This window comes from Paenibacillus sp. FSL K6-1122, from assembly GCF_037977015.1.
In the GTDB taxonomy this organism is placed as follows: Bacteria; Bacillota; Bacilli; order Paenibacillales; family Paenibacillaceae; genus Paenibacillus; species Paenibacillus amylolyticus.
The window spans coordinates 754,824-780,622 of record NZ_CP150272.1; the positions used below are offsets into that span (position 1 = coordinate 754,824).

Genomic DNA, 25,799 nt, shown 5'->3' on the forward strand with positions numbered 1-25,799 from the left:
ACGGTTGATAACCTGACTCAACTAGGGTCGGTCCGGTGTCCATTTTTATCTAAGGGAAGGAGAAGCATTTTTCTTCGCCATTTTTTGTTGCAGAATTTCATGAAAGGATAGACCTTGAGTGTTCTCATTCTCCTTTTTAGGAGCAGTGGTCGCCGTGTTGCGCGGATATTGGTGATGGTACGGGATCATTTGCTGAATAGGCATGCGGATCATCTTGGTTCCTCCTTTGATGCGTTTTTTTGGATTATGTATTTCGACTGGTTACCATGCCAGGTGCGCATATAGGTACATGTGACTTGTTAGACGAAATAAAAGAGTTTAAAGCGTAATTCCAATTGGATTGTAGTGATTTTACCCGGTTTTAAGGAGATGTAAACGTTTTTAGGGAAATTCAGGAGTAAAGGACCTAATATGAAAGGTTTGATATGGGAGGATCGAATCGGTTGTTATGTGAATAGTCCCAATTTTAAGGAAGTCAATGGTACCCGCATATGAGGCATATTATCTGGTTAAATGATGCAAAGCATGCTAACTAACTTGGTACCATGGTCGGGTTGTTTAGGGGATAATGTAGTTCCGGATATAACAAAAAAACTGCCGAGCGAACCCGGCAGCTTGCTTGATATGAAGAAGGATGCGATGAAACTTTGATTCTGTCTGAGGTGGTATCGTGTTGGTTTTATCTACTTTGGCGAACAGCGATGTATATATCCACTTGTACACTTTCGGGATTCAGGCTGCGTTCATCATATAATTCAAAATCCCCGGTGAACGTACGATCGCTTTGTTTATCCCATGCCCACACGGCTCCCCAAGCTTCGCCAACAACCTCTGCCATCGGTCCTTTTCTGGAAGTGAATATGGCGTAAGTTGCAGGAGGGAGTAAAATGTCGTCCAATCCCTCAGGCAACGATTCGTTCGGACTGACCTCATGCCCTACCAGTATGGTGTATTCTCCGGTTATCCCATCGGTGTAATCCGTGTAACAACCATAGCGAACAACTTCAGGTGCAGGGAGGTGCTCTGAGGCAAAATAATTGTTCCAGAGTCCCTGAATACAACCTTTGCCACTGATCTCAATGGCGTTGGTTGTGCGGGCGGATACGCCGGCAAGACGTTTGCCAGGGAGCGTGACATAACGAACGGGCTGGGCAGAGAACGAATGCTCTGTTGTTACCTGACCAGGATTAGCGGAAGCAGTAGAGTTTTCAGCCAGAGATTCTGTGTGTTGATCCGTGGTATTTGTGCGCCAACGTTTCAAAAAAGGAAGCTGGTTACGCAGCATCGAACCAGCGGATTCCTCATCCATGCCTTCGTCCTTCAGAATGGCAGTGCACATCTCCGTCATGCCTTCAAGTGACATACCGGGCTGCTCAAACTTGCCCTCTTTGTAACAATAGATACAATACTCACGGGTTGTGCTTCCATCTGCTTCCGTTCCGAATTGGGAAGGGGTTGTGAGCGGCATGCCGCAGCTTTGACATACAGTAACGTTCATGATTAGTTCCTCCTCATATATGTAGAGATTGAATATATCTGAAGTATACGAGGAGGAACTGGACAGCTGTCTGTCAGGTTTGAGTTGGGGGTATATAATTTTGTACAATTTGCTCGGCGATACGGCAGATTTCATCCCGAATATGCTGAGGTTCCAATACTTCAACGTCCGCGCCGAAGCCCAGAATGAACCCATATAACCAGCTATCCTCGGGAAAAGCAACTTGGCTGATATAATACCCAGTCCCATCAGGCATGACGTTCTCGATCCCAAACCATTCTTCCGCAATATGACGGACTCGAGCATGGAATTTCAAGGTTAACCTAGCTTGATTGTCCGGACGGCTCCATTCCTGTTGCCAGGGTCTGTCCTGTGGGTTGATGACTTTACGCTCGAAGTGCTCATTAGCAAGTGTGACATCTTGCATGCGCACAAGCTTGAACATGCGAAATTGATTCCGCTCGTGACAAAAAGCATACAGATACCAGGAATGCTTTTTGAGTACGATGGTATGAGGGTCGGCGGTTCGATGAGTATGGATACCTTCCGCACTGCAGTAGGTAAAGGTTACGGGGCGTAATTGATCCATACCCTGTTCGATAAGTTCAAGCTTGATTTTCAGCGCTTCGGGATGTGTCCAAGTTGAATAATCCACGATGAATCGATTGGTATTGGCCTGAAAATCGTCATTTTTGGATTCAGGGACGATACTGCTGAGTTTTTCGACCAGAAGCTCACGCGCCGCATTAGCATGGGAAGTGGATACACTGCGTAGTGCAGTGACGATGGAAGCGAGGTCCTTGTCTGTTAATACGTTTCGATCCAGACGGTAACCCTCTGCCAGACCAATCCCGCCGCTTGCCCCCTGATACGTCACTACAGGGATACCTGCTTGACCCAATGTATCGATGTCCCGATAGATGGTCCGGATCGATACTTCGAACATATCTGCCAAGTCTTTGGCTTGTACCCGTCCACGATTGATTAGCAGCACTACGATGGCTAATAAACGCTCCAGTTTCATATGTATGGATTCCTTTCATTGGTTTATCTGTTGGATTCAAATATGTTATATTGTTGAGCATCACACATAGGAGTGGAATAAGCAATGAAGCGAATTACGATTCTGATCGCAGACGATGAAGTTGAGATCGCTGATCTGGTTGCTTTACATTTACAAAAAGAAGGATATCACACCATCAAGGCCTTTGATGGGAAGGCGGCGGTTCAAGCTGTTCAGACTCAAGCGATAGATTTGGCGATTCTGGACATTATGATGCCTGGTATGGACGGGTATGAGGTGACACGTAAAATTCGGGAACAGCATCATTTACCGATCATTTTCCTAAGTGCCAAAACGTCAGATATGGATAAAATTACGGGGCTTGTGATGGGCGCGGACGATTATATGACCAAACCGTTTAATCCGATGGAGCTTGTTGCCCGGGTTAACTCCCAGTTACGTCGTTCACTCCAATTCAGCCAGTCTGCGCCTGTGCAGAGGTCCATTCTGGAGAAAGGTGGGCTCATCATCACGCCAGATCAACATCGCGTTACACTCTACGGCAAACCAGTGGAACTAACACCGAAGGAGTTTGACATTTTGTATCTGCTCGCGAGCCACCCCAAGCAGGTGTTCAGTGCAGAAAATATTTTTGAACAGGTCTGGGGAGAAGCCTATTACGAGAGTGGGAATACCGTGATGGTCCACATTCGGACCCTGCGCAAAAAGCTGGGGGAAGATGTGAACAAGAACAAGTTTATCAAAACCATCTGGGGTGTGGGGTACACGTTTAATGACTAAACGAAGAAGTTTTCGTACAACCATGATTATGTTGCTAGGGTTAAGCATGCTTGCCTCTGGTGCAATTACCTATGGGATTTACAAGCTTATGCAAGCCTATTATTCGGGTGTCCGTGCAGAAGATCAGCTCGCTGAATATCGTCATTTTATGAGAAGTATCGGGGATATCTATTTCTTTCTGATTTTATTTATCCCACTCGCCATTCTATTTTTCTTCTGGTTTACCAAACCCTACGCGACGTATTTCAAGGATATTTCTACAGGGATCAGGCATTTGGCCAACGGTGACTTTCAGCATCGTGTGCAGATCTCCTCGAAGGACGAGTTAGGTACGATTGCGGAGGATGTGAATTTGGCAAGTGAGAAGCTAAGGGAAGCGGTAGAACGAGGGGATTTTGCTGAAAATAGTAAGGACCAGCTTGTTGTCAATCTGGCGCATGACCTGCGAACACCGCTGACGTCTGTGCTTGGATATTTAGATCTGCTCATGAAGGATGATCAGTTGACAGAGGAGCAGGTACGGCACTTTACGTCGATTGCATTCACCAAATCACAGCGCCTGGAGAAGCTGATTGATGATTTGTTCGAAATTACCCGTATGAATTATGGCATGCTGCCTATAAACAAGACACAGCTGGATCTTAGCGAACTGCTGAAGCAGATGAACGAAGAACTCTATCCTGTATTTGAAAAGAACCAACTAGTCGCCCGACTAAAAATAGACACTGACCTTACGGTATCCGGTGATGGCGAGCTGCTGGCTCGTGTGTTTGAGAATCTGCTAATTAACGCTGCACGGCATGGCAAGGATGGCATGTACGTAGATATTAATGGATATCGGGATGCAGAACAGGTCATCATTCAGGTAATTAACTATGGTGGACATATTCGTCCGGAGGAATTGCCACATATCTTCGATATGTATTACACCGGAGATCGTGCCCGGACCCCTCAGGAGGGTGGTACAGGCCTTGGACTGTTTATCGCTCGTAATATTGTGGAGCAGCATGACGGTACGATCTCGGCTCAGAGCGACGTGGTACGGACGTTATTCGAGGTTCGTTTGCCCGTCTTCCAATAAGGTTGACGTCAAAATTTAAGAAAAACTTTAAAATTGCCCTGCTTTTTCTTTAACTTGTGTTGTCTATCCTTGATATATGAGGTAAAAGGAGGAACAAGCATGAAAAAGTGGGGCTTTTTGATATGTATTATTTTGATCGGATATATCGTTACGCAATCACCGGGATGGATTCAGCAGAAGGATGAGTTGCCCATCGAGATTCAGAATACGCATGAAAATCCTGCAGGTTATACGGCATCCGTCACTGGAAATATTCATGATCAGGTACATAAGGGGAACTTGTTATTGGTTAATAAGCAATACCCCGTTGAAGCGGAAGGGGTTAAATCCGATATTGTATATGTGGCAGATGAGGATGAGCTGCTTCGTGGATATGGAATCATGGATCAGAAAATCATGTTATCCCGCCAGGTGGCGCAGGAGTTTCAGAAGATGGTCGAAGCAGCAGGCGAAGAGGGAGTCCGATATTTTCTCATCAGTAGTGGGTACAGGGATTTTGCGAAGCAGGACGAGCTTTATCGGGAAAAGGGTTCAGACTATGCGCTTCCTGCGGGACACAGTGAGCACAATCTCGGGTTATCCCTGGATGTCGGTTCCAGCTTGGCTGCCATGAATGAAGCACCAGAGGGAGCATGGCTGGAGAAGAATGCATGGAAATACGGATTTATTTTGCGTTACCCAAAGGATAAAGTGCGCATTACAGGTATTCAATATGAACCATGGCACTTTCGATATGTAGGCCTGCCCCATAGTGCTGTCATGCATGATAATAATCTAGTGCTGGAGGAGTACCTTGAATTGTTAAAAGAAAAAGAGAACATTACTGTTGAAGTAGAGGGTGAGGCGTATCATATCCGCTATTACCGTGCCACCCAAGATATGACCGTGTACATACCTGAACAAGGCCAAACTGAAATATCGGGTGATAACATGGATGGCGTCATCGTCACCGTAAAGAAATAACAGGGCAACACAAAGGAGGAGGAGCAGCATGAAGCACAACAACCAGAAGAAAAGCAAACATTACATCCTTTGGATTGCCGTTTTCACTATCTATTTATATCTGCTGACTAAGCTGATCCTGTTTAAAGGAAGCCCGGTCGATTTTGGCATCGTGAAGGATCGACTGATGGCGTTCTTGCAACAACCGGATCTGGTCCATAACCGAACCGTCAACCTGACACCATTTCAGGAAATCTCACGAGACTGGAACAGTCTGTCGTTACATCGTCCTGGCACCGCAATCCATCTGGTAGGCAATATACTGGCCTTTATCCCTCTGGGCATCTTCATCCCTGTGTTGACGGGCAACAAGTTATTCTCTGGAGTAAAGGTAATCTTGCTGTCTCTGCTGCTCAGTCTGGGCTATGAAGTGACACAGTTAGTGACTGGTATGGGCATATTTGATGTGGATGATTTGATGCTTAATACACTCGGCGGCTTGATTGGATATATTGTTTTCACTATGGCTATGGGTCTGAAAAAGGTGTTGGTGGGAGGAGAATCCCACGTGACGACGAAAAAGTTAAATTCTAAGGAAAGTCACGTGTAAGGAGGAGAAGAACTTGATTATAATGGCTGTACTGTTCATTAGCGCAGGGCTAATATTTCTCGTGTATCCACACAAGGTAACGGATGCTTCGGAAAAACAGATCACGGAGCGAGTGATCATGTCTAGATGGGTTGGCGGCTCGTTAATTGCTCTGTCGTGTTTGTTTCTGATCATGGGCACAATTCAACTGTTAGATCAAGCCGCACATCACATTGGGCATTAAAAGGCAGTTGGCCTCCTTGAAGCAACGGAGAATACACACATACTGAAACCACAGCTCCCCGTAACGTGCAGAGTGCACTTTACGAGGAGTTTTTTAGTGTTTCATAAGGTCTCAAATTTAGGATAGGATCAGTGAACTTTGCGAGTAACATCGTAAATGAGGTAGAGTAGAGATGATGCGTTAGTACCTATTCCTTACAAAAAAAGGAGGACATAATTTGTATTCATTAGCTAAAGAACTAGCAGGACGAATGAAAGCCATTATGCAAATTGAAACCGAAATTGCTGAAGCTAAGATTGATCAACAGGCTGAAGAGATCATACTTGGTATGGAACAGAGAAGATCGGCTTTAATAAATAATGTCACACGTGATGAATTAATGGTCATCCAAACAGTGATAAACGTAGGAAGGTCAGAAAGAGGGTATCGTTATCATTTTAATTCGGAAGACGTTGAGATTATTAACCTTCCCATCGAGTTAAACGAGCATGAGTTGATGCAGAAATATTCCTACTATCTGATACATAAGACCAAAGAGGAATTAGCATATGGAATTGAATATCATACGCTTGTCTCATCATTTCTAAAAGAAGGTATAGAGATCTTGAAACTCTAGACCGTTACGCGACATACTAATAGGAGGTCTGCAAGATGATAATGAAAATTTCGTATTATACGCCAGATGGATTCTACTATTATGTCCCCGATCAATATGCAGAGAAGATGGAAGAGTGGAGAATTGAATTTTCAGATTTTTTGCAGAGTATAGAGGGGAAACATCCATTCACAGAATACATAGAGTCTATTAATTATGAGGGTGAGCTGGAATATGCCGTTTTTGTAAGATGCTACGGAGGAGATGAGTTTGTAGACTGGATTAACGTAGAGAAATTAAAATGCAGAGGTATATATCGTATAGCTGAGCCACCTGATGATTCGGAAGTTGGCTTGAAGATTGATTTTTAAACATATCCCGAGTATAAAAAGCAAAGCAAAAAAAAGCTCCCCGCCACGTGCTGATTGCACGTGGCAGGGAGCTTTTCTGTATAACTTCATCACATTAATGATTTATATCATTAAGCTTTTTTCATCATTTGACGCAATACAGTTTGCAGGATACCGCCGTTATGGTAGTAATCCACGTCAACCATGCTGTCCAGACGAGCGATGACAGGGAATTCGAACTGTGTACCGTCTTCACGAGTTACGGTAACTTTCAACTCTTGTCCTGGCTTCACATCATTGCTGAGGCCAGTAATGTCATACGTTTCACGTCCGTTCAGACCAAGGCTGGACCAGCCGTGACCTTCCTGGAATTGCAATGGCATTACGCCCATGCCGACCAGGTTACTACGGTGAATACGCTCGAAGCTTTCTGCGATAACGGCTTTGACGCCGAGCAAGAATGTTCCTTTTGCCGCCCAGTCACGGGAGCTTCCTGTACCATACTCTTTACCTGCGATAACGATCAGGTTCTGTCCTTCATCCTGATACTTCATGGAAGCATCGTAGATGGACATTTCCTCGTCCGTTGGCAGGTACTTCGTGATACCGCCTTCTGTACCAGGAGCCACCTGGTTACGAATACGAATGTTGGCAAACGTACCACGCATCATGACTTCATGGTTACCACGGCGTGAACCGTAGGAGTTGAAGTCTTTGCGCTCTACGCCATGTTCTTTCAGGTACAGTCCAGCCGGGCTGGATGGTGCAATATTACCTGCTGGCGAGATGTGATCCGTTGTTACGGAATCCGCAAGCAATGCCATAACGCGTGCAGAACGGATATCTGCGATATCGTTCAACTTGTCGCCAAGCTCCTGGAAGAACGGAGGATTCTGAATGTACGTGGAGTTCGGATCCCACTCGTACAGTTCACCTTCCGGTACAGAAATTGAATTCCAACGCTCATTGGCTGTAAATACATTCTCGTACTTGTTGCGGAACATCTGAGCGTTCAGGGAACTAGCGATGGTATCCTTGATTTCCTCGGAGGTAGGCCAGAGGTCTTTCAGGAATACAGGCTCATTGTTCGTATCATAACCGATTGGATCGGTTTCAAAGTCAATATTTACGGTACCCGCAAGTGCATATGCCACAACGAGTGGTGGTGATGCCAGGTAGTTGGCTTTAACCTGTGCGTGTACACGGCCTTCGAAGTTACGGTTACCGGACAATACAGCCGCTACGGTCATATCGTTCTCAGCAATAGCTTCGCTCACTTCGTCCGGCAGTGGGCCGGAGTTACCGATACATGTTGCACAACCGTAGCCCGCAACGTTGAATCCGAGTTTGTCGAGATACGTGATCAGACCTGCTTTTTCCAGGTACTCGGTAACCACAAGGGAACCTGGTGTCAGACTGCTTTTCACATATCCTGGTTTGGTCAGGCCGCGTTCAACTGCTTTTTTCGCCAGTAGTCCCGCTCCAACCATAACACTTGGATTCGAAGTGTTCGTACAACTTGTGATCGCCGCGATCACAACAGCGCCTGCCTTCAGTTCACTGTTGGAACCGTCCGGATGCTTCACAGGTACGGATTGTTCGATTTTCTCATCGCTCAGACCGTAGCCGCCTTTATCTACAGGTGTGCGAATGATGCTGTTGAAGCTTTCTTTCATTTGTGTCAGCTCGATGCGATCTTGTGGACGTTTTGGTCCTGCAAGACTTGGTACAACAGAGCCGAGATCCAGTTCAATCACATCTGTGAATTCAGGATCAACGGTGCTTGAAGTACGGAACATGCCTTGAGCTTTGTAATAAGCTTCAACCAATTCTACCTGCTCGTCAGGACGGCCAGTGTTACGCAAATAGTTCAACGTCTCACTATCAACAGGGAAGAAACCGATCGTTGCGCCATATTCTGGTGCCATGTTGGCTACTGTTGCACGGTCAGCCAGACCGATGTTGGCAAGACCTGGTCCGTAGAATTCTACGAATTTACCAACAACGCCTTTTTTACGAAGCAATTGGGTAACAGTCAGTGCCAGATCCGTTGCTGTTGCGCCTTCGCTCAGGCTGCCTGTCAGTTTGAAACCGATAACGTCCGGTGTTACAAAATAAAGCGGTTGGCCCAGCATACCTGCTTCAGCCTCAATACCACCAACACCCCAACCAACAACGCCAAGTCCGTTGATCATGGTGGTGTGGGAGTCTGTACCTACGAGGGAGTCCGGGAATACAACGGTTTCGCCGTCCACGGTTTTTGTTGCTGCCACGGAAGCCAGATACTCCAGGTTAACCTGGTGAACGATCCCTGTGGATGGTGGAACTGCACGGAAATTGTTGAATGCCGTTTGCGCCCAACGCAAGAAGCGGTAACGCTCTTCATTACGCTCAAACTCAACTTTGATATTGTAATCAAGTGCATCGTTGGTACCAAAAGCATCAACCATAACGGAGTGGTCGATAACGAGATCGACTGGTACGAGCGGGTTGATCTGTTTTGGATCGCCGCCTGCTTTTTTCACAGTATCACGCATTGCAGCGAGGTCAACGACAACCGGTACACCGGTGAAATCCTGCAGAACGATACGTGCAGGGATGAATGGAATTTCCTTGTTATTGTCACGGCCATCTGCCCAGCCGGTCAGTTGTTTTACGTGTTCTTCGGTGATAGCACGTCCGTCGAATTGACGAATTGCTGCTTCAAGCAACACTTTAATGGAGAAAGGAAGCCTGGAAAGATCGCCGTGGCCGTTTTCCTGAAGAGCATCGAGACTGTAGTAGCGGTAAGACTTGCCTCCAACCTCAAGACTGCGAGCGGCGGAGAAATGATTCTTTGCTGACATACATGTACCTCCTTGGGATGTGTCGGTGAGATGAAGAAAACGTTCATTTAGGTGAAGAACAGGCCTTCATCGTTCCGTGTTCTTGTTCGTTAGTTTCATCAGATGAAACGTAATTTCATAATCATAACTTTAGTTTTAAGTATACCGTTTTCACCTCCGTACGTAAAGGTCTTTTTGCCTGATCAAGCAAGCTTTTGGACCGATGAAGGCGTTTTCGTGAAGCGAGCAGGAATAAGATATCTTGTGTACCTGTATTTGCCGAATTTCGGATCTCTCTCCTGAGCCGTGTACATACAACCGAAGACCCTTTCATATGAATAGTAGGAGTTTATATACGCAATGAAATATTCCAGACAGAACTCATGCCAAAGGGGGACATAGGCTTGGAACGGGAATGGAAGAGTGCCTTATATACTTACGTGAACCAGTACAATCGCTGTGAGATCGACTACCGTCCACAGACCAGCGAACGGATCGTTACCGATCCTGACTTCGTGGTGGAACGGGGAGAGCGTATGGCAAGGCTGGACGAATGGTATCGTAAGCGGCGCGCCGTGCCTCTTCGCAGCGAGACCAGCGCCAAGCTTGTGCGCACGCTTATGGATGGCCAGGAAGAAGCGGTGGTGGATGTACAATTGTATAGCAGACTGTTCTACGAGAAGAGCGGGATCACCCACCGGGAGGACCGGATTGAGCGGGAGCGGTTAACCTTTCTGCGGCAGAGTGGTGGATGGATCATTGGACGGGTCGAGCGAGAAGTGCCGGAGCGTCGCCCTGCTGGGGAAGGACGTCCGTTTCAACAAGCTGATTTTGTACAGGCGATGAATCGGCCGTTGCTGAATCGGGAAGTGTTGGGTCAAGGAAGAAGCTCACGGCAACAGTCATATCGCAGAGATCTGGCGGTTGCCTATGCAGATCGGTGGTGGAATGCGGGGAATCCGGCATTTGAGGAATTTGATGTGGATTGTACCAATTACGTGTCCCAATGTCTCTTTGCAGGGGGCGCACCCATCCACTATACTGGTAGAAGAGAAGCCGGCTGGTGGTATAAAGGGTATGTGAACGGCTCCGAAATGTGGAGTTACAGTTGGGCAGTTTCCAACAGTCTGGAGCGTTATTTGTCAGGCAGCAGCTGGGGTCTGACCGCGACAGAAGTGGAGCGTCCTGAGCAGCTGATGCTCGGCGATGTTATTCTCTACGATTGGGATGGAGATGGACGATTTCAGCACAGCACCGTTGTGACCGCGTTTGATGCAGGCGGTATGCCGCTTGTTAACGCACATACGGTTAGCAGCCGTCACCGCTTTTGGGATTACCGGGATTCTTACGCTTGGACGGAGCGGACGGTATACCGGCTTTTTCATATTGCAGATGAGTTTTGATGACGAAAGATTTTCGGGATGCGGTGACGCAGACATCCAGTTCCGTGTAAAATAAGACCAGATAATGCAAGCAGAATAACAAGGGTGCTGAGCATGCAAGCATGACAGCATCAGGCACAGATAATCGGAGGGTACACATGAGTATGGATAAATTAAAAGTAGGCGTCGTGTACGGCGGAAAATCGGGCGAGCATGAGGTGTCGCTGCAAACGGCGTTTGCTGTAACAAACGCATTTGATTATGAAAAGTATGAACTGGTTCCTTTTTATATCTCCAAGCAGGGTACGTGGAAAAAAGGACCTGTCATGCATGCGCCGTTCGCGCAGATTGAAGACTTGAAGCTGGAGCAATCGGCGGGTGGAACGCAGGATGCGCTGAACGCCCTGTTTGGCCGTTTGTATGGCGGAGCAGAAGCTCTGGACGTGATGTTCCCTCTGCTGCATGGTACGTTTGGAGAGGATGGTACCATTCAGGGCATGTTTGAGATGGCGGATATGCCATATGTAGGTGCAGGTGTACTGGCTTCTGCTGGCGGCATGGACAAAGTGGTCATGAAAAAGCTGTTTGCACAGGCTGGCATTGACCAATGTGCCTTTACGTATTTTAACGCGACACAATGGAAGCAGACAGAGCACGAAATGATCGTACAGGTCGAAGATCAGCTGGGGTATCCTTGTTTTATCAAACCGGCAAATCTGGGCTCCAGTGTAGGCATCTCCAAAGCACGTAACCGCGATGAGTTGAAGACAGCTGTCGAGTTTGCACTTCGGTATGACACGAAGGTTGTCATTGAGGAGTTCGTTGAAGTACGCGAGGTTGAAGTCAGCGTCCTCGGCAATGACGAGCCCATGGCTTCCGTTCCAGGTGAGATCGTATCCTCCGGTGAGTATTATGACTATGCAGCTAAGTATATTGATGGTCAATCACAGATGCTGATTCCAGCTCCACTGGATCCAGAGGCCGCAGATCGCATTCGCGAGGCAGCTTTGCAGGCGTTCCGTGCGATTGAAGGTAACGGTATTTCACGTGCGGACTTCTTCATTCGGAAAAATGACGGCGCTTTGCTTATTAATGAAGTCAACACCATGCCTGGTTTCACACCATACAGCATGTATCCACTTCTTTGGCGTGAGACAGGTGTATCGTATGCCGAACTGCTGGATCGCATGATTGAACTGGCACTGGAGCGTTACAACCGCAAGCAGGCACTGAATTACGAGAACGGCGTACAGGCGTAGCCTGCGACCACAAGATCAGGAGGGATATGCATGGGATTTCAGACTGAATTCAATTCCGTATGCAAGTTCAAGAATGAGCAGGAGCTGTTCGAACTGCTTGAATACGGACGCGGCAAAATGGTCAAACAGGGCTTCCGGGTATTTCCTACCGGCCAGAAAGTGATTGCATACACACCGGATAACGTGGCTGTAGCCATCGTCAAGATCGTGGTTTCCATTGCGGAGATCAACTTCCAGGGGCAAGAGGTAACTGAGGTGGAGATGCAACTCATCCGCAAATTGACTGAGGAAGAATCACGCATTCAGACTGCCCTTGCGGATGAGATGTTCTTTGGAGAGCAAGCACAGGAGTAGTTGTTGACTGTAAGTGCGGGTCGGAAGGACGGATTTGCCAGAAAACGATTATGGTCACTCTTTTAGGGTAAAACTTGGTTATATACAGTGACGGTACATCCTGACGGCTGAATATGCCGTGCGGGTTCTCCGCCCTAATAGAGAGGAAGAGATTCATGCTCGTACGCTTTGGTTACGTGGCAATGTCCGTGCTTATAGAGAACGCCTCGCCTTCCCGGACCATGACCATGTCGAGTTTTAACAAAATCGATGACAGGGAAGCGGCGATCCGCAAGCTCGAACGGATTGCAGCCGAGAACCTGCACAATACATTACGTTTGCTCAGGCACAACAAGGGTAGCCATATTCATGTATATCGCTTCTCTTCCAAATTGATTCCACTGGCAACACACGAAGACCTGAATGACTGGGACCCGTTCCCGGCACTGAAGCAGGACTTTGCGGCCATTGGTGATTTTGTGAAGGAAAATCATATGCGTGTGTCCTTTCATCCGGATCATTTTACCGTACTTAGTACCCCCCGCGAGCAAGTTCTGCGCAACTCGATTCGCGATCTTCGTCATCATGTTCGGATGCTGGATGCCATGGGGCTGAATGCCACTGCCAAGAACAATATACATATTGGTGGTGCATACGGGGACAAGCCTTCGGCGGCGCTTCGGTTTGAAGAAAACTTTTTGAAGCTGGATCGGGACATTCAGGAGCGGCTCACACTCGAAAATGATGATAAAACATTCAATGCGCCTGAGACACTAGCCGTGTGCCAGCGCTTGGGATTGCCCATGGTACTGGATATCCATCACCAGTGGGTGAACAACGAAGGAGAACAGGCATGGGATCTGTGGCCTGATATTCTAAAGACCTGGCAGTCACCGCTTGCCCAGGCAGATTCACCGGCTGATCAGCCATTGCCACCCAAAATCCATGTCTCCAGTCCAAAGAGTGAGAAGGATCTGCGAGGTCATGCTGATGGTGTGGAGGTAGAGCCTGTGCTCGATTTCTTGCGTCATATCGCAGCAGACACCCCAAGACTTGACGTGATGATTGAGGCCAAACGCAAGGATGAGGCTCTTGTGCAACTGATGCAGAAGCTGGCATTCTATCACGAAGAGGGTGTGGAGTGGGTGGACGAGTCTACCGTCATCATTCATCCGTAGTGCCAAAAGGGGCCTGGGCAACGAGAAACTTTACGACCTGTGGGGCGTATACTTTTAACAAGTATTTCAACTTTTCGTAGATTGATATAGAAAGTAGAGTGAACGCTTTGAATGAGAAGGAAAAGACACCTTATGTCGTGACAAGCAAAAGCTATACTGCCGTTGCCATTAATGCAGCTTCCAAAGCTGGCGAATGGATCAAAAGCCGTCTTGGGACGGTAGCTGAACTTGGCACCAAATATTCACCCCAAGACCTGGTGACCGAAGTGGATAAAGGAGCGGAGCAGATGATCCGCCGCCTGATTCTTACACATTTTCCCCACCATGCCATTCTGGGTGAAGAAGGCGTCGAACCGGGACCGGAGGCTTCGGCAAAAGCACTGAAAGAGGCCGAGGAAGAAGAGTTCCTGTGGATTGTTGATCCTGTGGATGGAACGACGAACTTTGTACACGGATTTCCGTTTTATTCGGTGTCCATCGCATTGGCTCACAATGGTGAAGTCATTGTCGGCGTGATCTACGACCCTTCCCGTGATGAGATGTTTGTTGCGGAAAAAGGGAAAGGAGCATATGTTCACGGAAACCGGATGCTTGTATCTGGTGAACAGGAACTGGCTCAGAGCCTGATTGCGGTTGGATTCCCGGCAGACACAACCTTTGCGTTGCCACTGAATATGGCCGCTGTGCAGGCGCTTGCTCCGCAAGTTCGTAACTTGCGTGCAGGCGGATCTGCCGCCCTTCATCTGGCGTATGTTGCCGCAGGACGTCTCAGCGCCTACACCGAAGTTGGATTGAAACCGTGGGATATTGCCGCAGGTGCGCTGCTGGTTGAAGAATCAGGTGGCAAGGTGACCGATACCATCGGAACGCCTTACCAACTGTCTGTAAACCATGTTGTTGCTAGCAATGGCAAAATCCATGATGCATTAACAGATGTGCTGAAGGAAGCGAAGGCTACCGGTCTGGAGTGAGTTTATTCAACTCATCCATGCTTTAATTACTTTTAATTGTACATTAACGGAGGGGACAGAAAGCATCTGAAGAAGCGGAGCGCTCGCCTTTATCACCGGATTTCTACCTTGGAAAAGGGAATCAAAGAAATCTGGGGATAACAGCGATCGGAAGATGGTTCTGTACACGAAGTGAAAGTGCAATAGTAATAATTAACGTATGTATGACTTTAATTAAAGGAGCGAAAACAATGGATGAATCCAAAGAACTGGAACGACGGCTCAGTGATATGCTGACGGAAGGGGACATGGAAGAGTCCGGCGACACCAATCAGCGTGAACGCCAGCTGATTCCTCCCAAGTATGAAGTGCGAATCCAGACGGAACGTGATCCAATTGTCGAGGAAACGTTAAAGTACCGGAAGATGGCACGCGAAGTGGATGATCGTTATGATCGGTATCTGGAGCGAGCTACCGGGAACAAACCGGAGAGTGACAAGGGTCATTCGATTGCTGAAGACTCGAATAAGCCGCAATCTTAACTAATCACTGAACGTCATAGCTGAGCTTAACCAGTAACAGGCTCCCCTTTAGGGAGTCTGTTATTTCATGTGTGCTCTCAGTAGAGAGGACAACACCTACTTTAAAATGATAGAATAGAGTAACACCAACCTATGTCATTGGAATGACCAATGTACTATATATTAGTGAGGTTGTTCAAAAAGTCCGCTTTTGATTACGAAGGATGCCTAACGGCATCATCAGCATCGAATATGGAATTCAGCCCAAATAAGCGGGAGGCTTACGAAGTATGTTTCCGAAGGAAACATTTTGGTTGCTCACGTAGTTTTCCTACGCTCCGCTACTCCATTTCTAGCTTCATCCCATCTTCTCGGTACTGAAAACCGACCTTTTTGAACACGTATATTAGTGTAAATTATTATAGATTTGCGAGAAGGAGTGTTACCTGAATGAAGCGTAAACGTATATGGGAAAATACAGCTGCCGGTTTAACGGTAAGCATGTTGGCAGGAATGCTGCTCTTTACATCATCTGCATTGCCTGCACACGCGGCTGACACCAAAACCGGTGTATTGCCAGCGGGTACAAACGAGACTTCGCTGACAGCGAAGAAAGATGCAGTAGCCGTAACTAAGGAGTTCCGCATCGTCACATTGGGAGATTCCATAACGGTAGGTTATGAGCCCAACACAAAAGAATTGCCTTATGGTTATGTAGAACGTTTGCATGAGCAAGGTTTGCTGCATGGACGTACACAGGTGGACAACTACGGGATTGCCGGATTGAAAACCAGTGGCCTGAAAAACTTCACTACTGCAATTAAGGATGGCAAAACGCTGACTTCTGAAGCCATTCAACCAAGTCTTCCTGATCCAAGAGCGGGACAGATCGGAGCCAATACTGCTGCAATCCGTGAGAGTGTAGCACAGGCCAATCTGGTTGCAATTACCATTGGGGGAAATGATGTATCTGAGCTTCTCGGTACAGCAGACAAACTGAGTGATCAGGATCTGCAAGCGAAGGTAAAAGAATTACTCGCAACATATACAGCCAATGTAAGTGCAACGATTAATGATATCCATGAAATTAATCCGACAGCTACAATTGTCATCGCTGATCAGTATCAACCGATGCCAGAAGTAGCCGGCAAGACACTCTATGCCAAACTGATGGAGGCATCCCAAGGTTTCACACAGACCATTGATGGCATTGCAGCACAATTCACTGCTCAGGGTACCGATGTCAAAGTCGCACACGTGGCCAAGGAGTTTGTTGGTGGTGAAGGCACGATGACACATATGATCAAAGATCGTGATTTCCACCCGAACCAATTTGGATATGCGGCCATTGCCGAAGTATTTGCCAAAACGATCTGGGGTGACTACACCAAGCTGACTACACCTGCGACAGGTGAGCCGATGAACATTATTGTGAGTGGCAAAACATTAAATACTCCTTACAAACCGATTATCCGTAACGGCAAAAACTTTGTGGCGATTCAAGACATCGTGAATGCGGTCGGTGCTACTACAGTGTGGGATAACAAAACTTCAACCGCAACCATTACATATGGAGACCGGAAAGTTGCTGTGAAGATTGGTGCCAATGCTGTGAAGGTAAATGGAGCATCGGTTACTGTGGATACACCTGCATTCCTGAATAAGGTAGGCAAAGAGTCCAAAACATATGTACCACTTGCCATGGTGGCTGAAGGTCTTGGCTTTGATGTGCAGTATGTAGCGAAGCTGAAAACTGTTTTTGTTAATCCGTAAATTGTATTTCATGCTTTAACATGATGTTATTCAACAGCCAGAATACCTTGATCTGTTCAAGGTATTCTGGCTGTTTTGTGTTCTTTTTGAGTTGCTGACACAGATGTATACCTTCTCTAATGACCTAAAATGTTGCATAAATATATCTTGTCAGATGACCAATGGATGTGTAAATATGAAAATAACTTACAATAAAACCACTAATGCATAGTATGACAGGCACCCCTCGCAAGCCAAAGGAGCGCTTAGGATGAACAAAATTAAGAACGCTTTCACAACACTGCCGATTCATCACAAAACGATTCTTCTCATCGGACTTTTGATGTTGATCAGCTTTACGTTTTATGCGTCCGTACTCCGATATGTGTTCAGTATCTATGACCGCCAGATCTATGAGAAATCCTCGCAGGTCCTCAATATGTCTTCGGTAGGTATTGAGAATCAACTTCGTGAAATTTCTAATCTCTCCTTCAAGGTGATGTCGGACGAGCCGCTTCAGCAATATCTGCTCCAACTGAAAAAGGCCGAAACGGGTTACGAGAAAAATGGATTGCGTAAAAAAATTACCAACAGGTTAGTCGCTTATGCCGGTTCTGAAAAATACGTCTATTCCATGCTATTTATCGATAATGATAATAACGTTATGGCCGCAGGCAATCGGGAGGGAATTTCGGAGTCGAAGCAAAAGGAACTGGTTGCACTGGGACAGCAATACTCGGGCTCCAATGCATGGCATACCAGTGGGGATAAACAGTCCCGACTCTTGTCGGTCCGACAGGTGAAATCCTTTATTGGCGGAGCATTTACATTGGAGGACCTCGGCACACTGATCATCCGCGTACGGCTGGACCGAATTGTACAGGACCAGATGCAAGAACCGGCTGAGGACTCCCAATTACTCATTACGGATGGAAAAGAAGTGATCTATCCAACAGAATCGTCGGTCAGTGAAGCTGAGATTGAGTCTGAATTGAAGCGCACCCAGCCCTATGGAATTGCCATGTTGGAGCAGGGGAGACACTTTGTAGCTCGTGCTCATTCTTCCTATACGGATTGGACCTATTTGTACACAACCCCGTTTGACCAGATGTTTAAAAAGATCCAGTTTGTCAAACAGTTGGTCACAGTGATCTTCATTATGATCTTTCTGGCGGCGCTTATCATTGGAGCGAGATTCTCTCGCAGTATTACCCATCCGATTGCACAGTTGATCAAAAAGATGCGTAATATCGAAAAAGGTGATCTGGATAAGCTGGAGGAGGCAGCCCTTGGCAATGTTCCGATATCTCCACAGAATGAGGTTGGACTGTTGCATCGCACATTCAAGATGATGCTTCAACGGATACGTGAATTGATTGATGAGAATTATGCGAAGCAACTGGTGATTCGTGAGACGGAGTTGAAAGCGCTTCAGGCGCAGATTAATCCACATTTTTTATACAACACGCTGGAATCGATTAACTGGCTGGCTAAAGTACAGAAGCAACGACAGATCTCGGAAATGGTTGAGGCTCTCGGATTTCTGCTGCGTAGCTCTGTGAATATGTCCGAGAAGTGGATCACGCTGGAAAGAGAGCTGGACATTGTCCGCAGTTACGTGACGATTCAGCGCACGCGTTTTGAGGAAAGACTGGATTTCGACATGGAAATTGCCCCGGAGGTAGGAACGGCACGGATACCGAAGTTAACATTACAGCCGTTGGTGGAGAACGCGATACATTATGCACTCGAACCAAGTATTGATCCCTGCCGGATTCGAATCCGGGCGAGAGCAGAGGGAGATAAGGTGATTATTGAAGTTGAGGACGACGGTCCGGGGATGACACCGGAATTCCTGGAACAACTACACGAAGGACGTATTCAGACAAGAGGACAGGGCATTGGGTTATCTAACATCCAGGAACGAATCAGACTTACCTTCGGCGATGAAGGTGGAATGGTGATGAGCAGCAAGCCCGGATCAGGAACTGTAGTATCGATCAGCATACCTTGGATCAGAGAGGACGATGACGATGTACAAAGTGATGCTCGTAGATGATGAACGTGTCATTCTGGAGGGGATTTCCCAAGTGGTCGATTGGGCCGCGGCAGGAACGGAATTGGTGGGTACGGCGAGGAACGGGATTGAAGCATTGGACAAAATCGGGCAGTCGAGACCGGATATTATTATTACGGATATTTCCATGCCAGGGCTGGATGGTCTCGGACTCATAGAGAAGGCATCTGAAGCATACCCGGGAGTACGTTTCATTATGTTATCCGGCTACAAGGAGTTCGAATATGCCCGCAGAGCGATGCAATATGGTGTGAAGCATTATTTGCTCAAACCCTGCAACGAGAATCAGATCCATGATGCATTAACTGAACTGTTGCAGGAACATCAGGATGCCCAGGTGAAGGAGCATGTTGCAGGTGAGATGAAACAGCGATTGCAGCGAGTCCTTCCACATGTGAAGGAGCAATTTCTGCTGGAGTTCATGACCAACCGCACCTATGGGCCGGTTGATCTGGAGTATTATCAGGAGCTGTTTGATTTGGAGCTTGAAGAGAACGCAGTTCGGTTACTGCTGTTCCGAATTGTAGATGAACATGATTACAGCCACTTATTTGCGATCAAAAACATTGCCAGTGACCTGCTCCCACATGTCCTGTTAAGCACAACCATTGAAGGCAAACTCCTCATTCTGCTCGCGGATTCAGCTGATCCGGCCGGACTGAAAGAAAGTATTGAAGAGGTTCGGGCAGCATTCACCAGACTATATAAATTGGAAGTGACCGCTGCGCTGAGTGAAGCAGATCGAATGATTCAGTCCCGGCGGTTGTTTCGTGAGGCATTGCAGTATCTGAACCATCGCTTCTTTATCGGTGAAGGCAAGCTGATTACGAAGAATGATCTGGTACTGGCGGGAGAATGCGACGGGGTGCATGTAGAGCAGGATGCGGAGCAACTGTGTCAGTTGATCAAATCGGGTAATACCGAGGAAACGGCGGTAGAGGTGGATCGTCTGTTTGATCTATTATCACGTCAGCAGCTGGAAATTGAAGTGACTCGCTCTTACGTAGTGCAACTGTACTCAGCTATGGTTCATGTCTGTCCACCTGAGGAGGCAACGGAATTCACCCAGCGTATGGCAGAACTGCCGCATATCGATACGTTATCTGGTTTGAAGTCTTTTGTTGCAAGCAGTACAGCCCGATTAACTTCCGGTTATTACAAAAACCATATCAGTCGCCAGTCTTCTGCCGTGGAGAAGATGATGGATATCGTGGATCGTCATTTTGGAGAGGCGGATCTCTCGCTCAATGGAGTCGCCCATCAGATGCTCTATATGAATCCGGATTACCTGGGCAAGATTTTCAAAAAAGTCACAGGCGAGAATTTTTCCAATTACGTGAATCGCCTGCGCATTGAACGCGCATGTGACCATATTCGCAGAGGCGGGGATGTGAAAGTATTTGAGCTTGCTGAATTGTTCGGATTTGGCGGGAATTCACAATATTTCAGTCAGGTGTTCAAAAAGTGGACCGGGATGACACCTACGGAATTCCGCAGGATCGGCATATAACAATGAGCTACCAATCATGTGATTCATGTCTGGGGAGGACGAACAGCGCCGAGAGGGGGACTGTTGTCCTCCTCTGTTTTTTGAACCAACAAGACGGTTTTGTGTATTCAACTATGGTCGTACATTTGCGAAAATGACATTAACAAGTTTGTGAAAGCGTTATCAGAAATAAAAAGGATAACTCGTTCACACAACCATATCAACATAAAAGGGGAGATTGGCATGGTGAAAAAGGCAATATTCCTGATGATGGCTGCTTTGCTCGTGTTTACAGCGGCATGTAGCTCAGGTGGAGGAACTGAAGGAGCATCTGGAGATGACTCAGTTACCCTGCGGATCGCTTGGTGGGGCTCGGATGCAAGGCATGAATATACACAGAAGGTCATCGACCTGTACAAATCGAAAAACCCGAATGTCAAAATCGACGTGGAATATGCTTCATTTGATGACTACTGGAAAAAGCTCGCACCACAAGCAGCGGCAAATCAGTTGCCTGACATCGTTCAGATGGATATTTCCTACATCAGCCAATATGCACAGAATGGTCAGCTTGAGGATCTAGCGCCTTATCTGGGCAACCAGATCAAAGTGGACGATGTGTCCGAGAATGTTATCAGCACAGGTGTAATTAACGGTAAACAATACGGTGTACCTGCCGGTGTTAACGTTTTGGGCTTCCAATATGATCCGGCTTTGCTTAAAAAAGCAGGAGTGGATGCAATCCCTGACAATATGACTTGGGAATCGTACGAAGCACTGGGTAAACAAACCGCGGATAAAGGTCTGTATTTGGATGGAGGAATAGCTCCGGATATTTTCTTCCACTACTTCCTGCGTACCAAAGGATTGTCGCTTTACAATGCGGAAGGAACAGGTCTTGGTTATGATGATGATCAATTGTTTGTGGAGTTCTTCGGACTTATGCGCCGCATGATCGAGCAAGGTGCAGCACCTACGCCGGATGTAGCCAACCAAACCAAAGGCATTATTGAGGAATCAGATCTCGTGAAGGAAAAAGGAATTGGCGTGTGGCAATGGTCCAACCAGTTCGTAGCCTTACAACAGGTAGCGAACCGTCAACTCGAAATCGCTCCAATGCCAGGACCAGATATGGAAAAAGGACTATATATGCAGCCAAGTATGTACTGGGGTGTGACGTCCAACTCCAAAGTGAAGGAAGAAGCGGCTAAATTCATTGATTTCTGGGTGAATGACGTGGAAGCCAACAAACTGATCAAAGGTGAGCGCGGTGTGCCAATTTCAGGAGCAATCAAAGAAGCTATCGCACCTGAGCTGAGTGACGCAACAAAACAGGTCTTTGAATTCGTAGCAGCCATGGAGCCTAAGGCTTCACCAATGAGTTCTCCGCCACCGGTTGGTTCACCTGAAGTAATCTCTTCCCTAGCAGATGTGGTTGAAGAATTGAACTTTGGCAAAATTACACCTGAACAAGCAGCAGAGACATTCCGCAAGAACGCCGAATCTGTACTTGCGAACAATAAATAACAGTTGAATGATGGCTTGCTCGTCCCACTTCAGGGATGGTCGGGAATGGGGCTACTCGCAAATGCGAGGGCCTTTCCCCGTCCAGATGACCGAAGCCGGGATGAGGGAGCAAGCTGATCCATGAAGGAGGTTCGTTCCATTGAGGCAGTATTCGTCGTTACGTAGAAACTTAACTGGATATGCGTTCATAAGCCCGTTTATTATTGGATTCCTGGGCTTCACACTCATCCCCATGTTTGTGTCCTTATATATGTCGTTCACGAGTTATAACTTATTCACTTCTCCGCGGTGGATTGGGCTTGATAACTACACCAAAATGTTTTTTGATGACCCGAAATATTGGAACTCGGTCAAAGTGACGTTTCTGTATGTATTCATTGGGGTACCGTTAAGGTTGATCTTTGCCCTCTTCGTAGCGATGGTCCTAAACACTGGCTCTCGTATGATTGGAACGTACCGGACGCTGTATTACCTGCCATCCATAATCGGTGGTAGTGTGGCCGTATCCATTATGTGGCGTAACCTCTTCAGTAATGAGGGTGTTATCAACAGTGCTCTAACGGCAATCGGGGTCGGGCCAATCAGCTGGTTTGGTGACCCGAATGCGTCTCTCGTTATGCTTATCTCACTGTCTGTGTGGCAATTCGGTTCGTCTATGCTGATCTTCCTGGCTGGTCTCAAAAATATCCCTACTGAGATGTACGAGGCAGCAGGTGTGGATGGCGCGAATCCTATTCGAAAATTTTTCAGCATTACCTTGCCACTGCTTAGCCCGATCGTCCTGTTCAATATGATTATGCAGACGATTGGAGCATTCATGACGTTTGTACCTGCCTATATAATCTCCAAAGGCGAAGGTGGTCCAATGGACGGTACGATGCTGTACTCTCTATATCTGTTCCGTCAGGCATTTATGTTTAACAACATGGGTTATGCTTCGGCCATGGCTTGGATCATGCTGATCATGATCGGTATACTCACGGTAGCTGTGTTCCTGACATCCAAGTACTGGGTGTTCTACGAATCTGAAGGAGGGAAGTAACGATGGTTTGGAGAAATGTGAAATGGCCCATTTATCACCTGTTCGTTGCAGCTCTTGCCCTCCTAATGTTGTATCCCGTACTTTGGATGCTCTTCAGTTCATTCAAGGAAAGCCGTACGATATTCGTCACAGCGGATACCCTGTTTCCTGCGGAGTGGATCTGGAGCAACTATGTAGATGGCTGGAAAGGCACAGCGGGAAGACCGTTCATGGATTACATCACGAACTCACTTGTAATCGTAGTGATATCTACCATCGGTGCTGTGATATCGTCATCGCTGATCGCTTTTGGTTTTGCCAGACTGAATTTCAAGGGACGCACGTTCTGGTTTTCCTTGATGATGTTAACACTGATGTTGCCACATGACGTGGTATTGGTTCCTCAGTACATCATTTTCACGAAGCTCGGCTGGCTGAATACTATCTTGCCAATCGTTGTACCTACATTCTTCGGAATGCCGTTTTTCATCTTCCTGATGGTACAGTTCATTCGAACGATTCCGAAGGAGCTGGATGAGGCTGCAACCATCGATGGATGTAACAAATTCAGACTGTATATCCAGATTATTATGCCGCTGATCAAGTCTTCTCTGGCGACTGCAGCCATTTTCTCCTTCTACTGGAGATGGGAGGATCTGCTCGGTCCGGTATTGTACCTGAACTCACCTGATAAATACACCGTGTCGATGGCGCTGAAAATGTTCCTCGATAGCGAATCTGCTTCCAACTGGGGTGCAATGTTCGCCATGTCCATCGTCAGTCTGGTTCCGGTTGTAGCTGTGTTCTTCATCTTCCAGAAACAAATTGTTCAAGGGATGAGCACCAGCGGATTGAAAGGATAAGCCAGATTACTGTATCTTCGTATCTTCGCCCGAATGAACGTTTACGAAAGTTAACCAAGGAGGTTATCGCTTTTGAATAAAGCTCAGGGTAGTCAGGCCGTTGCCATGGAGGCAGCGGCAGAGGGCCAGGCAGTGTCCGTGACCAGCTGGAAGTTTAACTTTGGACCGGACTTGGGAAGAGCAGATGAGACAGGGGATTATCTGAAAGTAACTGCAACAACCGCATATGAGGAACGCGGAGGGTACGGATTCGAGGCAGGATCCCTGGTGTATGAGAAACAACGCATTCGTGATTACGATGTGTCGGATCCCTCGAAACAACATCATAACAATCCGGGGCAGACAACCATGTCTGCCCGATTGCGTTCAGGTTTCTGTATTCCGCTCAAAGCATCGTTCATCGTGGATGTTCCCGATGGAACCTACCAAGTATTACTTGTTGCAGGGGATGAATTGGCTGAGACAGTGACCCGCGTGAAAGCTGGTGAAGGCAGGCTTGTACTGCCAACCATTCGCACACTTCCCGGACAATACGCAGAGGTTAGGTTCTCGGTTGTTGTTCGCGGCGGCAGACTTCGTCTGTCATTCTCCGGTCCTGCACCGAGAATTAATGCTTTGGAGATTACTCTTGCGAATCAGACCATGACCGTATTTCTTGCCGGGGATTCAACCGTAACGGATCAGCCGGAAAGTGGATATCCATATTGTGGTTGGGGCCAGCTGTTGCCTGCACAGTTCAAACATGATGTGGCAGTGGATAATCACGCCCAGTCAGGGCGAAGTTCCCGCAGCTTTATTAATGAGGGCAGATTAAGCGCCATTCTGGAGCGAATCAAGCCTGAAGATTTTCTGTTTATTCAATTTGGACATAACGATGAGAAGCCGGACCCTGAACGTGGGACGGACCCATTCACAACATATAAGGAATATTTGAAAAAGTATATCGATGCTGCACGCGAAGCCAAGGCTCGTCCAGTGCTCATCACCCCGGTGCATCGTCGCTATTTTGCGGATGATGGCACATTGACCGATACCCACGGCGATTATATCATCGCCGTGCGTGAGTTGGCCGAAGAGGAAGATGTTCCGCTGATCGATCTGGCTGAGCGCAGCCGTCTTCTGTTCGAGCAAGCGGGTGTTGAAGGCACTAAGGATGACTTTATGTGGGTACTGCCAGGCGAGTATGTGAACTTCCCATCAGGCGTGGAGGATAACACGCATTTTCAGGAACGAGGCGCCCGTCGCCTTGCCCAGCAGGTAGCAGAAGCCATCCGCGAGTTGCAATTGCAACCGCTACAGATGTATCTGCGGTAGGTTCATGCCCTTAATAATTAAGCGAGTTAATTAAATAACGAGCCAGCAAAAGTTGCCCAGCGAATAGCGAAGGCAATAAACTTTTAAAAAACAGGCGAGCGTAGCAGCGGAGGAGGGCGGAATCGGGTAGAGGGAGCGAAGCGTCCGCCTTTGGAGCGGAATTTCCCCTGCTGAGGGGGAATGAATAGAAATCCCGAGCCAACAG

The 25,799-nt window shown here is 47.3% G+C and carries 24 protein-coding genes; 20 read left to right on the forward strand and 4 right to left on the reverse strand.

Features of this window, described 5'->3' with window-relative positions:
• Positions 1-45 precede the first annotated feature (45 nt).
• The 3 genes from NSQ20_RS03490 to NSQ20_RS03500 all read right to left on the reverse strand — a co-directional run bounded on the left by NSQ20_RS03490 (position 46) and on the right by NSQ20_RS03500 (position 2,522).
• On the reverse strand, positions 46-213 hold the full coding sequence (locus NSQ20_RS03490) for a hypothetical protein (RefSeq protein ID WP_017690769.1): 168 nt from the start codon (positions 211-213) through the stop codon (positions 46-48).
• A 466-nt stretch (positions 214-679) separates the two neighbouring features.
• Positions 680-1,498, reverse strand: a complete 819-nt coding sequence (locus tag NSQ20_RS03495) for a zinc ribbon domain-containing protein (RefSeq protein ID WP_340031824.1) — start codon at positions 1,496-1,498, stop codon at positions 680-682.
• A gap of 73 nt (positions 1,499-1,571) precedes the next feature.
• Positions 1,572-2,522 carry a YafY family protein gene (locus tag NSQ20_RS03500; protein WP_340031825.1) on the reverse strand — a complete coding sequence of 317 codons (951 nt, stop codon included), beginning with the start codon at positions 2,520-2,522 and terminating at the stop codon, positions 1,572-1,574.
• 84 nt (positions 2,523-2,606) lie between these two features.
• Between NSQ20_RS03500 and NSQ20_RS03505 the strand changes: the two genes are divergently transcribed.
• From NSQ20_RS03505 to NSQ20_RS03535, 7 genes are all read left to right on the forward strand, one after another.
• Positions 2,607-3,302, forward strand: a complete 696-nt coding sequence (locus NSQ20_RS03505; protein WP_036614121.1) for a response regulator transcription factor — start codon at positions 2,607-2,609, stop codon at positions 3,300-3,302.
• Positions 3,295-4,383, forward strand: coding sequence for a HAMP domain-containing sensor histidine kinase (locus tag NSQ20_RS03510; protein WP_036614119.1), 1,089 nt, complete (start codon positions 3,295-3,297; stop codon positions 4,381-4,383). Before NSQ20_RS03505 ends, NSQ20_RS03510 begins: the two co-directional genes overlap by 8 nt.
• Positions 4,384-4,482: 99 nt before the next feature.
• A complete protein-coding gene (locus tag NSQ20_RS03515) occupies positions 4,483-5,346 on the forward strand; it encodes a M15 family metallopeptidase (protein ID WP_340031826.1) in 864 nt (287 codons plus the stop codon).
• A gap of 28 nt (positions 5,347-5,374) precedes the next feature.
• On the forward strand, positions 5,375-5,935 hold the full coding sequence (locus NSQ20_RS03520; RefSeq protein ID WP_340031828.1) for a VanZ family protein: 561 nt from the start codon (positions 5,375-5,377) through the stop codon (positions 5,933-5,935).
• A 13-nt stretch (positions 5,936-5,948) separates the two neighbouring features.
• On the forward strand, positions 5,949-6,158 hold the full coding sequence (locus NSQ20_RS03525) for a hypothetical protein (RefSeq protein ID WP_076329847.1): 210 nt from the start codon (positions 5,949-5,951) through the stop codon (positions 6,156-6,158).
• A gap of 217 nt (positions 6,159-6,375) precedes the next feature.
• Complete coding sequence (locus NSQ20_RS03530; RefSeq protein WP_340031831.1) at positions 6,376-6,774, forward strand: hypothetical protein; 399 nt, start codon at positions 6,376-6,378, stop codon at positions 6,772-6,774.
• Positions 6,775-6,809: 35 nt separating this feature from the next.
• Positions 6,810-7,124 carry a hypothetical protein gene (locus tag NSQ20_RS03535; protein WP_339285386.1) on the forward strand — a complete coding sequence of 105 codons (315 nt, stop codon included), beginning with the start codon at positions 6,810-6,812 and terminating at the stop codon, positions 7,122-7,124.
• Between the two features lie 110 nt (positions 7,125-7,234).
• Here NSQ20_RS03535 and acnA read toward each other — a convergent pair whose 3' ends face one another.
• Complete coding sequence (gene acnA / locus NSQ20_RS03540) at positions 7,235-9,949, reverse strand: aconitate hydratase AcnA (RefSeq protein ID WP_036614112.1); 2,715 nt, start codon at positions 9,947-9,949, stop codon at positions 7,235-7,237.
• A 377-nt stretch (positions 9,950-10,326) separates the two neighbouring features.
• On the opposite strand from acnA, the gene NSQ20_RS03545 reads away from it, so the two are divergent.
• The 13 genes from NSQ20_RS03545 (at position 10,327) to NSQ20_RS03605 (ending at position 25,594) form a co-directional block, all read left to right on the forward strand.
• On the forward strand, positions 10,327-11,331 hold the full coding sequence (locus NSQ20_RS03545) for an amidase domain-containing protein (RefSeq protein WP_036614248.1): 1,005 nt from the start codon (positions 10,327-10,329) through the stop codon (positions 11,329-11,331).
• 137 nt (positions 11,332-11,468) lie between these two features.
• Complete coding sequence (locus NSQ20_RS03550; RefSeq protein ID WP_340031832.1) at positions 11,469-12,569, forward strand: D-alanine--D-alanine ligase; 1,101 nt, start codon at positions 11,469-11,471, stop codon at positions 12,567-12,569.
• Between the two features lie 30 nt (positions 12,570-12,599).
• Positions 12,600-12,923: a hypothetical protein gene (locus NSQ20_RS03555; protein ID WP_036614107.1), complete on the forward strand. Its 324-nt coding sequence runs from the start codon at positions 12,600-12,602 to the stop codon at positions 12,921-12,923.
• A 155-nt stretch (positions 12,924-13,078) separates the two neighbouring features.
• Positions 13,079-14,080 (forward strand): UV DNA damage repair endonuclease UvsE, encoded by a 1,002-nt coding sequence (gene uvsE / locus NSQ20_RS03560; protein WP_340031833.1) that lies wholly within the window; start codon positions 13,079-13,081, stop codon positions 14,078-14,080.
• Between the two features lie 98 nt (positions 14,081-14,178).
• A complete protein-coding gene (locus tag NSQ20_RS03565) occupies positions 14,179-15,051 on the forward strand; it encodes an inositol monophosphatase family protein (protein WP_036614103.1) in 873 nt (290 codons plus the stop codon).
• Between the two features lie 230 nt (positions 15,052-15,281).
• A complete protein-coding gene (locus NSQ20_RS03570) occupies positions 15,282-15,572 on the forward strand; it encodes a hypothetical protein (RefSeq protein ID WP_047841418.1) in 291 nt (96 codons plus the stop codon).
• A gap of 429 nt (positions 15,573-16,001) precedes the next feature.
• The gene (locus NSQ20_RS03575) at positions 16,002-17,324 is read left to right on the forward strand and encodes a stalk domain-containing protein (protein ID WP_340031834.1); all 1,323 of its coding nucleotides are present in this window, start codon (positions 16,002-16,004) and stop codon (positions 17,322-17,324) included.
• Between the two features lie 250 nt (positions 17,325-17,574).
• Complete coding sequence (locus NSQ20_RS03580; protein WP_076254942.1) at positions 17,575-19,362, forward strand: histidine kinase; 1,788 nt, start codon at positions 17,575-17,577, stop codon at positions 19,360-19,362.
• Positions 19,337-20,890 carry a response regulator transcription factor gene (locus NSQ20_RS03585; RefSeq protein ID WP_340031835.1) on the forward strand — a complete coding sequence of 518 codons (1,554 nt, stop codon included), beginning with the start codon at positions 19,337-19,339 and terminating at the stop codon, positions 20,888-20,890. Before NSQ20_RS03580 ends, NSQ20_RS03585 begins: the two co-directional genes overlap by 26 nt.
• Before the next feature lie 222 nt (positions 20,891-21,112).
• Positions 21,113-22,396 (forward strand): sugar ABC transporter substrate-binding protein, encoded by a 1,284-nt coding sequence (locus NSQ20_RS03590; RefSeq protein WP_076254936.1) that lies wholly within the window; start codon positions 21,113-21,115, stop codon positions 22,394-22,396.
• Positions 22,397-22,535: 139 nt separating this feature from the next.
• Complete coding sequence (locus tag NSQ20_RS03595; RefSeq protein WP_340031836.1) at positions 22,536-23,438, forward strand: sugar ABC transporter permease; 903 nt, start codon at positions 22,536-22,538, stop codon at positions 23,436-23,438.
• A 2-nt stretch (positions 23,439-23,440) separates the two neighbouring features.
• Positions 23,441-24,280 (forward strand): carbohydrate ABC transporter permease, encoded by an 840-nt coding sequence (locus tag NSQ20_RS03600; RefSeq protein ID WP_017690747.1) that lies wholly within the window; start codon positions 23,441-23,443, stop codon positions 24,278-24,280.
• Between the two features lie 72 nt (positions 24,281-24,352).
• A complete protein-coding gene (locus tag NSQ20_RS03605) occupies positions 24,353-25,594 on the forward strand; it encodes a rhamnogalacturonan acetylesterase (RefSeq protein ID WP_340031837.1) in 1,242 nt (413 codons plus the stop codon).
• Positions 25,595-25,799: the final 205 nt, after the last annotated feature.